General features: G+C 31.2%; 10 protein-coding genes and 1 tRNA gene. 3 read left to right on the top strand and 8 right to left on the bottom strand.

What is annotated here, in order from left to right; genetic code table 11:
- Window positions 1-13: 13 nt before the first annotated feature.
- Both rpoC and BLT70_RS11085 read left to right on the top strand, forming a co-directional pair.
- Entirely contained in the window at window positions 14-4288 is a 4275-nt protein-coding gene (gene rpoC / locus BLT70_RS11090) for a DNA-directed RNA polymerase subunit beta' (protein WP_091894400.1), read from the top strand.
- Between the two features lie 128 nt (window positions 4289-4416).
- Complete coding sequence (locus BLT70_RS11085) at window positions 4417-4728, top strand: DUF3467 domain-containing protein (protein ID WP_091894398.1); 312 nt, start codon at window positions 4417-4419, stop codon at window positions 4726-4728.
- A 183-nt stretch (window positions 4729-4911) separates the two neighbouring features.
- On the opposite strand, the gene BLT70_RS11080 is transcribed toward BLT70_RS11085, so the two are convergent.
- Window positions 4912-6006 carry a heparan-alpha-glucosaminide N-acetyltransferase domain-containing protein gene (locus tag BLT70_RS11080; RefSeq protein ID WP_091894396.1) on the bottom strand — a complete coding sequence of 365 codons (1095 nt, stop codon included), beginning with the start codon at window positions 6004-6006 and terminating at the stop codon, window positions 4912-4914.
- Between the two features lie 134 nt (window positions 6007-6140).
- Window positions 6141-7205, bottom strand: a complete 1065-nt coding sequence (gene aroC, locus BLT70_RS11075) for a chorismate synthase (RefSeq protein ID WP_091894394.1) — start codon at window positions 7203-7205, stop codon at window positions 6141-6143.
- A 229-nt stretch (window positions 7206-7434) separates the two neighbouring features.
- Between aroC and BLT70_RS11070 the strand changes: the two genes are divergently transcribed.
- A tRNA-Ser gene (locus tag BLT70_RS11070) sits at window positions 7435-7519 on the top strand.
- Between the two features lie 172 nt (window positions 7520-7691).
- Here the strand turns inward: BLT70_RS11070 and BLT70_RS11065 are convergent.
- The 6 genes from BLT70_RS11065 to BLT70_RS11040 form a co-directional block, all read right to left on the bottom strand.
- Window positions 7692-8399, bottom strand: coding sequence for a M48 family metallopeptidase (locus BLT70_RS11065; protein ID WP_091894392.1), 708 nt, complete (start codon window positions 8397-8399; stop codon window positions 7692-7694).
- 3 nt (window positions 8400-8402) lie between these two features.
- On the bottom strand, window positions 8403-11657 hold the full coding sequence (locus tag BLT70_RS11060) for a type I restriction endonuclease subunit R (RefSeq protein ID WP_091894390.1): 3255 nt from the start codon (window positions 11655-11657) through the stop codon (window positions 8403-8405).
- A gap of 167 nt (window positions 11658-11824) precedes the next feature.
- Complete coding sequence (locus BLT70_RS11055; RefSeq protein ID WP_231962686.1) at window positions 11825-12337, bottom strand: hypothetical protein; 513 nt, start codon at window positions 12335-12337, stop codon at window positions 11825-11827.
- On the bottom strand, window positions 12337-13074 hold the full coding sequence (locus BLT70_RS11050; RefSeq protein ID WP_091894386.1) for a DUF3800 domain-containing protein: 738 nt from the start codon (window positions 13072-13074) through the stop codon (window positions 12337-12339). The genes BLT70_RS11055 and BLT70_RS11050 overlap by 1 nt, the downstream gene beginning before the upstream one ends.
- A 1-nt stretch (window position 13075) precedes the next feature.
- On the bottom strand, window positions 13076-14332 hold the full coding sequence (locus BLT70_RS11045) for a restriction endonuclease subunit S (RefSeq protein WP_157691894.1): 1257 nt from the start codon (window positions 14330-14332) through the stop codon (window positions 13076-13078).
- Window position 14333: 1 nt separating this feature from the next.
- Window positions 14334-15818, bottom strand: a complete 1485-nt coding sequence (locus BLT70_RS11040) for a type I restriction-modification system subunit M (protein WP_091894385.1) — start codon at window positions 15816-15818, stop codon at window positions 14334-14336.
- Window positions 15819-15865: the final 47 nt, after the last annotated feature.

Here is a 15865-nt window from a genome sequence, read left to right as displayed (position 1 = left end):
CTTATTAAAAGACATGGCAAGAAATCAAGAGAAGTACACTGTAAAAAAGTTTGACAAAATCTCAATAGGTTTATCATCACCAGAAGCTATTTTAGAAATTTCTAAAGGTGAAGTTTTAAAACCTGAAACTATAAATTACCGTACACATAAACCAGAAAGAGATGGTTTATTTTGTGAGCGTATTTTTGGTCCTGTAAAGGATTATGAATGTGCTTGTGGAAAGTACAAAAGAATTCGTTACAAAGGTATTGTTTGTGACCGATGTGGAGTAGAAGTAACAGAAAAGAAAGTACGTAGAGATAGAGTAGGGCATATTAATTTAGTTGTTCCTGTAGCTCATATTTGGTACTTTAGATCATTACCTAACAAAATGGGTTACCTTTTAGGTTTACCATCTAAAAAGTTAGATATGATTATTTACTACGAAAGATACGTAGTAATTCAACCTGGTATTGCTAAAAATCCAGAAGGAGAACCATTACAAAAAATGGATTTCTTAACAGAAGAAGAATATTTAGATATTGCAGATGAGCTACCTCAAGATAATCAATATTTAGATGATTCTGACCCTAATAAGTTTATTGCTAAAATGGGTGCTGAATGTTTAATTGATTTATTAGCACGTATCGATTTAGATGGTTTATCTTTTGAATTAAGACATAAAGCAAATACAGAAACGTCTAAACAACGTAAAACTGAAGCATTAAAACGTTTAAATGTTGTTGAAGCATTTAGAGATTCTCAAAAAAATAGAGAAAATCATCCAGAATGGATGATTATGAAGGCTATACCAGTAATTCCACCAGAATTACGTCCTTTAGTTCCATTAGATGGAGGTCGTTTTGCAACTTCAGATTTAAATGATTTATATAGAAGAGTTATTATTAGAAACAATCGTTTAAAAAGATTGGTTGAGATAAAAGCTCCTGAAGTTATCTTACGTAATGAAAAACGTATGTTACAAGAATCTGTAGATTCATTATTTGATAACACACGTAAATCATCAGCAGTAAAAACTGAATCTAACAGACCTTTAAAATCTTTATCAGATTCATTAAAAGGTAAACAAGGACGTTTCCGTCAGAATTTATTAGGAAAACGTGTTGATTATTCTGCACGTTCTGTAATTGTTGTTGGACCAGAATTAAAATTATCAGAATGTGGTATCCCAAAAGATATGGCAGCTGAACTTTACAAACCTTTTGTTATTAGAAAATTAATTGAAAGAGGTATCGTAAAAACAGTTAAATCTGCTAAGAAAATAATAGACAGAAAAGAACCAGTTGTTTGGGATATTTTAGAAAATGTAATTAAAGGACATCCAGTTTTATTAAACAGGGCTCCTACTTTACACAGACTTGGTATTCAGGCATTTCAACCTAAATTAATTGAAGGTAAAGCAATACAGTTACACCCATTAGCGTGTTCTGCATTTAATGCCGATTTTGATGGGGATCAAATGGCTGTTCACTTACCATTAGGACCAGAAGCTATTTTAGAAGCACAAATATTAATGTTAGGTTCTCATAATATCTTAAACCCAGCAAATGGTGCGCCAGTAACTGTTCCTTCTCAGGATATGGTACTTGGTTTATATTATATGACAAAAGAAAGAATTTCTACTCCAGAAGTACCAATTAAAGGAGAAGGATTAACTTTCTATTCACCAGAAGAAGTTACAATTGCTTTTAACGAAGAAAGTGTTGACTTAAATGCTGGAATTAAAGTAAGAACTCAAGATGTTGATGAGAATGGAGAGCAAGTAACAAGAATTATAAAAACTACTGTTGGTAGAGTTTTATTTAATGAAAAAGTTCCTGCTGCTGCTGGTTATATCAATGAAGTATTAACTAAGAAAAACTTACGTGGCATTATTGGTGGTATTTTAAAAGCTACTGATATTCCTACTACTGGAGATTTCTTAGATGATATAAAAAATATGGGATATAAATTTGCCTTTCAAGGTGGTTTATCTTTCTCATTAGGAGATATTATTATTCCTAATGAAAAACAATCTATGATAGATGAAGCTAATAAAGAAGTTGATTTAATTGTAGGTAATTATAATATGGGTATGTTAACGCAAAAAGAGCGTTACAATCAGGTAATTGATGTTTGGGGTTCTACCAACAACAGATTAACTGAATTATCTATGAAGCGTTTACGTGAAGATCAACAAGGTTTCAACTCAGTATATATGATGCTTGATTCTGGTGCAAGGGGTTCTAAAGAACAAATTCGTCAGTTAACAGGTATGCGTGGATTAATGGCAAAACCTAAAAAATCTACAGCTGGTGGTGGAGAAATTATTGAGAATCCGATTCTTTCTAACTTTAAGGAAGGTTTATCAATTCTTGAATACTTTATTTCTACTCACGGTGCGCGTAAAGGACTTGCCGATACAGCTTTAAAAACTGCGGATGCTGGTTATTTAACTCGTAGATTAGTAGATGTTTCTCAAGACGTTATTATTAATGAAGAAGATTGTGGAACATTAAGAGGTTTAGAAGTTAGTGCTTTAAAGAAAAATGATGAGATTGTAGAATCTTTATCAGACAGAATTGAAGGAAGAGTTTCTTTAAATGATGTTTTTGATCCTGTTACAGACGAATTATTGTTAGAAGCTAACCAATCTATAACATCTAAATTAGCTGATAGAGTTGAAGCTTCTGGAATTGATGCTGTTGAAGTAAGATCTGCTTTAACTTGTGAATCTTCAAGAGGAATTTGTTCTAAATGTTATGGTCAAAGTTTATCTACTCGTAATAAAGTTCAAATTGGTGAGTCTGTAGGTGTAATTGCTGCACAATCAATTGGAGAACCTGGTACTCAATTAACATTACGTACTTTCCACGTTGGTGGGGTTGCAGGTAACATATCAGAAGATAATAAATTAATTGCTAAGCATGAAGGTAGAGTAGTTATAGATGATTTAAGAACCGTTGTAGGTAAAGATAGTGACGGTAAAGAAATTGATATTGTAATTTCTAGAACTGCAGAGATTAAAATTATTGACAAAAAAACAGATATTACTTTAAGTACGAATATACTTCCTTATGGATCTATCATTTTTGATAAAGAAAGAAAATCTATTAAAAAAGGAGATGTAGTTGTGCAATGGGATCCATTTAACGGTGTAATTGTTTCTGAATTTGGAGGTAAAGTTAAGTTTGACAATTTAGAGCAAGGTGTAAACTACTCTGTAGAAATTGATGAACAAACAGGTTTTCAAGAAAAAGTAATGATTGATTCTAAAAACAAGAAATTGATTGCTTCTTTAATTATTGAAGATAATGATGGTAATGCTTTACGTTCTTACAGTTTACCTTTAGGTGCTCATCTAATGGTTAGTGATGGAGATAAAGTTGTTGCTGGACATACATTAGTGAAAATTCCTAGAAAATCTGGTAAAGCAGGAGATATTACTGGAGGTTTACCACGTGTAACAGAATTGTTTGAAGCACGTAATCCTTCTAATCCATCTGTGGTTTCAGAAATTGATGGTGTTGTTTCTTTCGGAAAAATAAAACGTGGAAATAGAGAAATTATCGTTGAATCTAAAACAGGAGATGTTAGTAAGTATTTAGTAAAACTTTCTAATCAAATTTTAGTTCAAGAAAACGACTTTATTAAAGCAGGTATGCCTTTATCTGATGGAGCAACAACTCCTTCTGATATTTTAAGAATACAAGGACCATCAGCAGTACAAGAATACTTAGTAAATGAAATACAAGAAGTATATCGTTTACAAGGTGTAAAAATTAATGACAAACATTTTGAAGTTGTTGTTCGTCAAATGATGCGTAAAGTTAAAATTATTGATTCTGGAGATACATTATTTTTAGAAAATCAATTAATTCATAAAAATGACTTTATAGAAGAAAATGATGCAATTTATGGGATGAAAGTTGTTGAAGATGAAGGAGATTCTGAAAACTTAAAAGCTGGTCAAATTATTTCTGCTCGTCAATTAAGAGATGAAAATTCTTTATTAAGAAGAAATGACAAAAACTTGGTTACAGCTAGAGATGCAAAACCAGCAACAGCAGAACAAGTTTTACAAGGTATTACAAGAGCATCACTACAAACTAAATCGTTTATTTCTGCAGCTTCTTTCCAAGAAACTACAAAAGTATTAAACGAAGCAGCTGTAAGTGGTAAGATAGATACATTAGAAGGATTAAAAGAAAATGTTATCGTTGGTAAGAGAATTCCTGCAGGAACAGGTATGAGAGCTTATGAAAACATTTTAGTTGGTCCTAAAGACGAAATAGAAAAGAGTTTCTAATAAACGTTTAAACGTTAAAATTTTAAAAGTTGAATTGTTTACTGTAACTTAATTACATTATTCAATTCAACTTTTTCTTTTTTATGGATTAAGCTATTTCACGAATAAATAATCACACAATTTAAATTATGGAAGAAAATCAAAACAAAGATGGTCAATTAAATATTGAATTAGATCAAGAAGTTGCAGAAGGAACCTATTCTAACTTAGCAATTATTAATCATTCAATGTCAGAATTTATTGTAGATTTTATAAATATAATGCCAGGAGTACCAAAAGCAAAAGTAAAATCTAGAATTATTTTAACACCACAACACGCAAAAAGATTAACAAAGGCTTTGGCAGATAATGTTAGAAAATTTGAACAAGCTCACGGAGAAATTAAAGATTATGAACAGCCTCCAATTCCAATGAATTTTGGACCAACTGGTCAAGCATAAATTAAATATTATTTGCTATATAATGTTTTTAAATAAGAAGTATTTTACAAAATACTTCTTATTCTTCTTTCAAAACCATTTAAGTGAATTCAAATAGTTAAAGTTTATACTGTTTTAAGTTGCTAGCTGGTTAAAAGCTCTTTTTGTAAAGCAATAATTATATCTATAGAACTTAATTAAAATCTAAAATAGACTTTTAGTTTTTTCAAATATGCGTCTTAAATTGGCATATAAAAAAGTATTAGTTCGTACATAAAAGAATGATAGAAAACACACAGTAATTAAGAATACTATTGCCCCCAAAATGGCTTGTATTGGTGTTAAATTTCTACCAATAATTGTATTTAAACCAAGACCTGTAAAACTTCCATAAATAATTATAAAATGAATTACATAAATGGATAATGTCTTTTGTCCTATTTTTAAAACTAAAGGAAATTTCAAGTATTTTTCTAAAGCATAGAAAAAGGCAAAATATATTAAAACATTACCTAACCTTGTAAATAGATAATTATAACTAGCAGATTTTAAAAATATTTCTATGTGTGTTAACTTATAAATAGATACTAAAATATGCGAAGAATAAAAAATTAAAACACAACCAGTAACAAAAAAAGAGAATATTATATTTGTTTTAAACTTAGGTTTTTTAAGATATCCATGAAATAAAGTAGCAATAAAAGCACCAAAAGCAACATAGCCAAACCAAGGTATGATTGTAAAAATAGAGCCATTATTTTTTGAAATATAATTACTGAAAACTATAGGAATATTTTCATAGTTTAAATCATAATACATTCTTTCAGTTAAAAAAATAATTATTCCTAAAAAAAAGTTTGTAACAGAAAAAATAAGTGTGTTTTTAGCACATAAAAAGTATAATGTAACTATTAATATTAAACTTAACCCAATACACTGTAAAACATCAATAACTAAAAAATAAGTGTTAAAATCTCCAGTTATCCAACGAAGAAAAGGAATACGTAATAAATAACCTACAAAAATTAAAAAAAAGCCTCTAATTAGACCTTTTCTCATTCTTAAATTTGTTTCACCTCTTTCTTTTGCCTTAAGTAATAAATAGGTAAAAATTAATCCTGATATAGTAAAAAATGTAGGAGCTGTAATTCCTCTAAAATAGGACCAAATTGAAAATGGGATAGAAGTTAAATCTCTATATTCTGTTGCTAAAAGTGTATCGATAAAATGACCTTGCAACATCATTAATATTGCAAAAGCTCTAATTATATCAATAAAATACAGTCTTTTTTTATGCACAGATATATGATTTCTAAATTAAAATAAAACATCATTTTTAATAATGATGCAAGTATTTTTTTTACATCAAAAAGCATAAAAATAAACTAAATTTATTTATTTCTGATAAACTTAATCATTAATTGGAACTTGAATTAGATTTTTCTAGTTCTATTTATCAACCAAAAATCTGCTAAAACTAAGGCTGTTAAAGCTTCTACAATTGGTACAGCTCTTGGTACAACACAAGGATCATGTCTTCCTTTTCCTGTAATTTCTGTAAGTTCGCCTTCAGAATTAATTGTTTGTTGATTTGTCATTATTGTTGCTACAGGTTTAAAAGCAACTCTAAAATAAATATCCATACCATTGCTAATTCCACCCTGAATTCCTCCGGATAAATTAGATTGTGTAGATCCATCAGCATTAAAAATGTCGTTATGTTCAGAACCTTTCATTTTTGCACCACAAAACCCACTACCAAATTCAAAACCTTTTACTGCGTTTATAGAAAGCATTGCTTTACCTAGTTCTGCATGTAATTTATTAAAAATAGGTTCTCCTAAACCAACAGGTACATTTTTAGCAACACAAGTTACAGTTCCACCAATTGTATCTCCGGATTTTCTAATTTCCTGAATTTTGGTAATCATTTTTTCTGCTGACAATTCATCAGGACAACGTACAATATTGTTTTCTGTTTTAGAAAAATCTAAATCTTGATATGGTTTATCAATAAAAATTTCTCCAACTGAAGAAGTAAAAGCATTAATACTTATATGCGCAATTAATTGTTTTGCTAAAGCACCAGCAACTACCCAGTTAGCTGTTTCACGAGCAGAACTTCTACCACCACCTCTATAATCTCTAATACCATATTTTTTATCATAAGTATAATCTGCATGAGAAGGTCTATAGATATTTGTATTGTGATTATAATCTTTAGATTTTTGATTTGTATTGTTAATTACAAATCCGATAGAAGTACCTGTAGTAATTCCTTCGAAAATACCAGAATGGAATATTACAGTATCTGGTTCTTTACGTTGTGTTACAATTTTAGATTGTCCAGGTTTACGTCTGTCTAATTCTGCTTGTATTGCATCAAAGTCTACTTTTAAACCTGCAGGAAATCCATCTATAACCCCACCAATAGCAGTTCCATGAGATTCTCCATACGTTGTAACTTTTAAAAGATTTCCAAAAGAATTAAAAGACATATTTTTTAGATTATAATTTGTTGCAAATATAGTAAACAATATAGTAGAATTAATAAAATTACAATTTCTAAATGATTTCTAAATTTTATTTTAAATTAAATGTTGCTGATTAACAGGGAAGTATAAAATATTTTAAATGATACTCAAAAAAGATGAAATTTTATTTTTCTATAATGAAAAAGGTTTATATATTTGCATCCGCATTCAGGGAATACCTGATGAGACTTCTGGAGAAATGGCAGAGCGGTCGAATGCGGCAGTCTTGAAAACTGTTGACTGTAACAGGTCCGGGGGTTCGAATCCCTCTTTCTCCGCAATGTCAACTGATAATCAGTTAGTTATGAGTTTGACACCCAATATTACACCCAATTCTATTTGAATTGGGTGTTTTTTTTGATTTAAGTTTAATGATTAAGAAAATTAATTGTTTAAGGTGATATACAAATTTTGATAATAATCCCTTTATACTAGGTTCTATAATTCCAACTAAGATAAAAGCTTCTCTAATTTGTCTTTTGACATTTTCCATTTTGGCAACTTCTTTGTTAGAAGTTTATAAAAAGAAGTACTATGATTGTGATGGTCAAGATGACAAATCTCGTGCACAAGAACGTAATCAATACATTCTTTAGGTGCTTTTATAAGTTCCAAATTAAGATAAATAGTTCCATCAATAAAACAACTTCCCCATCTGTTATTTAGCCATTTATATTTTAATGAAACTTCCTTATTTGATAATTCTTTAGCTAAATCTAATCTATTATGATAAAGATTTTCAAAATGTATCATAGCCTTAGATTTGTACCACTTTTTCAGTTCCTTTTCAATAGCATTTTTATTATGCTTATCTTTTATATCAATTAATATATAGCCCCCTTTTAATTTGACTGAATTTGTATTTGACTCTGTAATTTTTAATCTATAATTTTTCCCCAGATACAAATGGCTTTCACCACTTTCGTAAAGCTTTTCTTTTGTTCGTGGTTCAAAGAGCATAAAGAAGTCTTTTTGCTTATTTATCCATTGCGCTTTAGACTTTACTTTCACAGCTATTTTATCATAAGGTGTTTCTATAGGGGCTGTTACAACCGTAGAGCCGTTAGGATATACCTTAATACCTAGCGTCTTCCTTTTATTTCGCTTTAAACAAAAATCAATTCTTGAATTACCATATGGAATACTCTTTAACTCCATAAGTTACTTGTATTTAAGTATTGCAATTTTCAAGCACTCACTAATGAGGTAATCTATTTTATCCCAGTCTGTGTCAATGTCAAATTTCTGATGTAAATCATAAATTACGTCTCCTAATTCGATATTTATTTTCCCTGTGATATCTTCATTTTTATGCCAATCAATAATCTTTTTCTCGTTTAAGTAAATATGTTCCTTTACAGTTTTATCAATCGCTAAACTTACTTCAATATGAAATGGTGTATTTAATAACTCAACATTTTCAAATACTGACCTACTAAAGTTGTAAAACGCTAATGCAACTGTATTGTCTGCCAACTCATCTGGTGCATCTTTTGAGCGACCATTAAAGAATTTATCTTCGTTTTCCTTAGCTCTTTTTAAATATTCTGCTTCGTCTATACGTTTTTGATGATAAGCTGCAATAGTCTCTTTAATAAGGTCTGCAAGTTTTCTATAATAAATAGGATCTTCTTGCATTTTTAAATTAATAGCCTTAACCGTTCTGCTAGCAATATGGTCTGCTTGAGCAGCTTTTCCCTTAATGTTTTCTACCTGTGCATCACGTTCCTCTTTGTTAAATATATCAACTAACTCAGTAATTTTCATTATTTCGCCATCAGTTGTAATATGCTTATTAATAAGCTTCTGAATTTGTGGCTCAAACTCTTTGTATGCAATATCATCATTGTAACGTCTAGTTACATCTACACGTAATTTCAGAAAAAACTTAGCATCTCTCTTATAGGTATCGATCTTCTTTTCATCTGTATTTGTAACAAAATCAACCGAAGAAAGTGCCAATTTTAAGAGTCTTGCGAACTGAGAAACTTTGGTATAAAACTTGTTTCTTACATCTTCTGGCGATAAGTGTTCTTCGTAGGCTGTTGCTTCAAGATTTCTACCTTTTAATGTTTTAAAAATATCCCACAATTCTGAATGTGCTTGAGATAACTTACCAATTTCATCACTGATATTAGTTAGCGTTCCTTCTAAGTCTTCTTCCTCGAACCCTTCTAAATTCGAGTAAGTACTTAAAGCAGTGTCTAGGTTTTCAAGATTCCCGTAATAATCTACAATGTATCCATAATCTTTACCAGGATATACACGGTTAACACGAGCAATTGCTTGCAGTAATGTATGTTCTTTAAGCGAACGGCATAAATATAATACTGTATTGTTAGGTGCATCAAACCCAGTTAAAAGCTTTGCTACTACAATTAATATTTCAGGTTTATCACGCTTTTTAAACTGATTTATAATACTCTTTTCGTATTTTTTTAAATCCCCATACTTATCTATCATTGCATTTAGATACTCATCTTCTCTCCTCTTATCTTCGTTCTCATTAAAATATCCATCTTCTGTTCCTTCTCGTTGGTCAGATTGTGTTACAACAACCTCAGAATCTACCAAACCAATTTCATCCAAATATTTTTTATATAATAAGGCACTTTTAATCGTTGGTGCAACTAACTGTGCTTTTGGCTTGTAATTATCACTATGTGTTTGAAAAAATTCTGTGTAATGTTCACTGATATCCCAAGCTCTAGCATATATTACTTGGTCTGTTTTATTTAGCTCATTTACGGTATTAAATTTTTGCTTCAATTTAGCACGACCTCTTTCTGAAAGGTTATTGCGCTCTGCAAGTTTTTCAAAATAGGTATTTATTGGTGCTTCGTTAAGTGTAATTTGATTATGTCTTCCTTCATACAATAATGGCACTACAGCACCATCTTCAACAGCATCTTTTACAGTGTATGCTTTACCAATATAACCACCAAATTTACTAGCAGTACTTTTTTCCTTTTTCATCAAAGGAGTTCCTGTAAAAGCAAGAAAACAAGCATTAGGAAATACACGTTGCATACTTACATTAATTGTACCGTATTGTGTTCTGTGTCCTTCGTCAATAAGCACAAATATATCAGAAGATGTAAATGGTTTTTTGTTATTCTTTACAGCGGCCTCAAACTTGTTTATGATGGTTGTTATAATAGCATCGCTATTATCTTCAAGTAGTTCCGTAAGATGTGCACCTGTCTTGGCTTGACGTACTTCTTTTTTACACTTTTTAAAGGTGTCTGAAATCTGGTCATCAAGGTCAACACGGTCTGTGACTAGCACAATTTTAGGATTTGAAATATGCGGATTTGATGCCAACATTTGAGCAAGCATTACCATAGTCAATGATTTACCACTTCCTTGTGTATGCCAAATAACGCCTCCTTGACGTTTACCAGTTTTATCAAATTTAGTGACACGATTAATAGTGTTGTTAACTGCAAAATATTGTTGGTATCTGGCTATTTTCTTTATGCCATCATCATAGAGCGTGAAATTTAATATTAAATCTAATAAGCGTTCTGGCCTACATAAGTTGAACAATAACTTGTCTTGTTCTGTAAGTAACCTATCTTCAGTATCAATGCCATCAAAGGTTTTACGCACGTACTCCGCTCGTTCTTCAAAAACCATATTTTTTTGGTCTTCTTCTAAAGTTTTATTTTTTAGCTTTTTGAGTGCTGTCCAATACTTTTTTTCCGTTTCGCTTGAGGTAAATTGTTCTGTCCATTTTGCCCAAAACTCTTTACTTGTTCCAGTAGTTGCATAACTACTTTCATTAGTAGCTATACTTAAGAGTAAATTAGAATAGACATATAATGACCTGATGCCATCTTTACTAAAATTTCTTGTATGTTGCTCTATAGCCAGAGTTACTGGCGATTTTGTTCCTCCTAACGATGGGCTTTTACATTCTATAATTACAGAAGGAATACCATTAATAAACAACACTAAATCTGGTCTGTAGGTATCTGTTCTAGCTGTTCTTAGTACAGGAAATTCCTCAGTAACGTGAAATATATTATTTTCTGGATGTTGCCAATCTATATAGTTTATAGTATGGCTTTTTTTGTCTCCATCTATGCTTTGCTCAAAGGCTTTACCTAGCGTAATTAAATCATAAAATGCTTTGTTTGCATTTATAAAACCATCTTGTATAGGTAAGTCTTTTGCGGCTATAACAGCCGAATTTATATTAGCATCTGAAAAAGCATACTCCTTACCACGACGATGAATAGTGTTAATTTTAGCTAGCTGAGTACGTAATATTTCTGTAAACAATACTTGCGATTTCCCGCCTCTCCATTGTTCTGCTTTTTTAGGACTTACATAGGTATAGCCCATATTGATGAGCAATTGCAACGCAGGTATTTGAGATACATTGTCTTCTAAATATGATGGTGTACTCATAGTGTGTTTTTTAATATAATTGTTAATAACTTTGTTTATAATGCAAATTTGTGTAATTTTGCAATGTCATTACCCAAAGGGTAAAGGACTTGGCTTAGCACTTGTTGCATCAGTCGTATTGCCTTAAGATACGTACCTCGCTTACGAAGTGAGGTTTTTTTTTGCCTTTATTTTTGGTAATCATTATACCAATTGTTAAACCTAGGTTTTTCTAAATTATCTACTTTAAATGCTGTAACTAATTGCAATTTTTCGGTTACCTCTCTAATAATTACCACATAATCTTTTTCGTGTAACCAATAATATTGTTGGTTTTTACCATTGTGATGTTCACGTTCAAAATAACGAACTCTCGCATCTTCTTTAAAATGAACTACAGGCTTTATCCAGTGAATTTTATTAGTTCTCTCAGGGTCAAAATATCGTTTTTTGGAATGCTTACTTTCCCGTGTGCAGATATGTTCAAAACCTACAGGTTTTCCTTTAAATAGGTAATGTCTAGATTTTTTTTTATCATAGACCACTTGTACGTTATTGATGAAAATAGGCTCATCAATCATATCTTTTTTAAATACACCGTAAAGCTGATACATTTGTTCTTTATCTGGACCGTCTAAATCTAAATATTCAAACAGATCGTCTACAATATCTAATTCGTGTTCTTCCTCAAAATAATTCATTATTGCTTGTTTTGAGTTTGAATTTGAAAATCGAAAATATTAAACTTTTCTTCAAAGGGTGCAGTGCCATCATCTAATTGATAGCCTGATTTTTGTTCTAAATAGGCTACCACTTCTTTTTTAACTTGCGATGATTTTTCTAGCAAATGCAGACCTCTTGCTTTGTAAGTAATAGCACCTATAAAAAAATCTGCTAGTTGTAAAAACTCACTCTCGTCTGAACGGATGTGTTGAAAAAAATTAAAAGGAGAATCTCTATTGTATTTTTGCCTGTATTCTTCATTTAAACGAGTATCTAATTTAGTTAAACGCTCCTTACCACGTGTATCTTTAATGTCCAAAATAACTTTATGTGGATTTTCTAGATAATTTACCCAAGGGTTTCTAAGTAATAAAAATACCAGTGTATAATAAAAAGAATTATGATCTCCTCTGTTAAACTTAGTATGATCTAACTGGGCTTTGTTTTTGACTAAAATGGCTCTAAATTCAATATTGCTATCAAAAAAGAAATCTATAATGGCTTTGTAAAAGGGCAAGCGGTTATTAGAAAGCTTATTCCACTTTAGTTCTGTAGGTGTTTTATGTGTAAGCTTGATTTTTTTTAACTCATTTTTATACAGCTCATAATCTTTAGCTGCTATTTTTGTATAACCAATACACATTAATGGGTGTATGTCGTTTTCTAAATGGCAACTTTCATCTATATAAATATTATGCTGGTATATTTCTGCCATATCAATTTAATTTTACTCGTTTTTTACCCGTTAATAATTGCTGCATTAAACCTTTTTTCTGTTCCTTCAATTTCAACAGATAGGTTTTCTTTTCTTCAATTTCTACATCTGCTAGACCAATAATTTTTGAAATTGCTTTTTGCTCTTCTAATGATGAAGGCGCATTGAATTTTACAATCTTAAGGTCTTTGAATTTACACATCCAAGTATCACTAACCATTCCTTGTGAATTTCTGTAAAACTTATGAATCATATCGTCAAGCTTAAAAAGGTGACTGAAAAAAACTGAGTCACAATTTTCTTTAGGTTTTAATATGGTATAAACGGGACTAACAATGCCTTCAAGTTGTGACAATGCACTTCTACCTTGCCACATTCGCATTGTATTGTAACCAATATCTCCTTTACAGATTCTTTTGTATTTAGATTTATTAGAATTCGAAGTATCTTTTTTGTTGGAATCATCTTGCGGGTAAACTCCTTCTTTACCAACTGATAACAACTGTAAATTATCTAAACCTGTTTCTTTTCGTTCGGTAAAATAACTTCCTAATTTATCTTCTTTCCACTCCTCACTAAACCCAGTCAATCGCTTCTTACCAGATAACAAGGCTTGCATTAAACCTTTTTTACGCAATTGTAATTGGTCAATAAGCGTTTGTGTGGTTTCTATTGCTTCATCCCATTGTGAGAGGATTTCTGCTATTTTTTGTTGTTCTTTTAGTGGTGGAAGACTAATTTTTAATTGTTTTAAATCTGAATTGTAAACATTACTAATACTAGTACCCTTAGCTAAACGCGCTATATTGTTTCTTAAAATATGACTGATGTAGTGAGCTACATAACTTTGGTTATAAACACCATCTTTAAGAGGTTTTAAAACATTTATTGTTCTTCCAATTGCAACACCTTTAACCATAAGAGCAGACGCAGACCCTATATCTAAGGGGTCTTCACCAGCAGAAGGAAGTAGTATTTCGTTCCCTTCGCTAAATATCAAATCTTCTTTTTTAAGATTGGTATAGTTTATTACATCAGTTATGACTTCGTTGTACATATGATATAACTCACCATATCTAACACAAGGAATTGAAAAATATGGAGACGCTTGATTCTGTTTAATATTTTTACCTGTTGAAAAAGTAAAAAGCTTTTGAAAGCCAATTTTTTTCCATTTCCTTGAACCAGTATTAGTTTGTATTCGCTTATTTGATTGAACATCTTGACGGTAGGTCATATTGTTATCATTATTCCCCATCCTAATATCCCATTTCTTTAAGATAAACCTCCATCTGAGATTCTACATCGTTTAATTTCGCTTTCAAGGCAACTATCTCTTTTTGAGTTTCAACAATATCAACGGGTTCTTCTTCAACAAACGTATCTACATATCTAGGAATATTTAGGTTGTAATCGTTTTCTTGTATCTCTTCTAATGTAGCAATGTGGCTGTATTTATCAACTGTTTTCCATTCAGAAAAGGTATTATAAATCTTGTCAACATCTTCATCACGTAATCGATTTTGGTTTTTACCATTCTCAAACTCATTACTGGCATCAATAAAAAGTATCTCTGTATTGTCTCCTTTATTTTTGTCAAAAATTAAAATAGAGGCAGGAATACCTGTGCCATAAAATAAATTTGCAGGCAAACCAACCACAGCTTTTAATAAATTTTCATCAATAAGTTGCTTACGTATTTTACCTTCGCTACTTCCTCTGAATAAAACTCCATGAGGCAAAATAACACCAGCTTTTCCGTGTTCATTTAAGGTTTCTATCATATGCGTAATAAATGCATAATCACCTTTGCTCTTAGGTGGTACACCTCTATGAAAACGGCTGTATCTATCAGAAGAAGCATCTTCTGCTCCCCATTTATCTAAAGAAAATGGTGGATTTGCTACTACTATATCAAATTTCATTAAAGCATCATTCTCAACCAATTTTGGTGAGTTTAAGGTATCTCCCCATTCTATATTGGCATTATCCATTTCGTGCAAGAACATATTCATACGAGCCAATGCATAGGTAGAGCCATTTACTTCTTGACCATTCAGCGAAACATTAGTGCTGCCTACTTCTTTTGCTACTTTAAGTAAAAGAGAACCAGAACCACAAGTTGGGTCGCAAATACGGTCTCCTGCTTTTGGCTCCACCAGTTTTGCTAATAATTGCGATACTTGGGCTGCCGTATAGAATTCTCCTGCTTTTTTACCTGCTCCAGCTGCAAAATTTCCAATCAAATACTCGTAAGCATCTCCAATAACATCGTTATTATCTAGGTTAGATGGTCTTAGGTCTAATTCTCTGAAATCGTTTAGAAGATGCTGCAAACGTCTGTTTCTATCCGTTGTTTCTCCAAGATTAGCTTCACTATTATAATCGATGTTTCTAAATACCTTTTCCAGTTTGCTTCTATTGGCTTCTTCTAAGACTTCTAGTCCAATATTAATAATGTCACCTAAATTGCTTTCGTTACGTTTTTCATATAGATAATCAAAAGACGACTTTTCAGGCAATGAAAAACGCTCGTGTTTTAAAGCTCTTTCTATACGTGCTTTATCACCATTATACTTTTTCTTGTATTCGGCTTTCTTCTCTTTATTTACATCGCTTATGTATTTAATAAAGAGCATTGTAAGTATGTAGTCTTTATATTGCCCTGCATCTACTGTACCTCTAAAGGTATCGCAGGCTTTCCATACTTTATTGTTAATATCACTTTGTGTTAGTTTACTCATTTTTTATTTTTTTAAAGGAGCGATAGCTTAGTATCGCTCCTGATTAG

It is taken from the genome of Polaribacter sp. KT25b (assembly GCF_900105145.1).
GTDB lineage: Bacteria > Bacteroidota > Bacteroidia > Flavobacteriales > Flavobacteriaceae > Polaribacter.
This window is presented reverse-complemented; position numbering and strand designations above follow the sequence as displayed.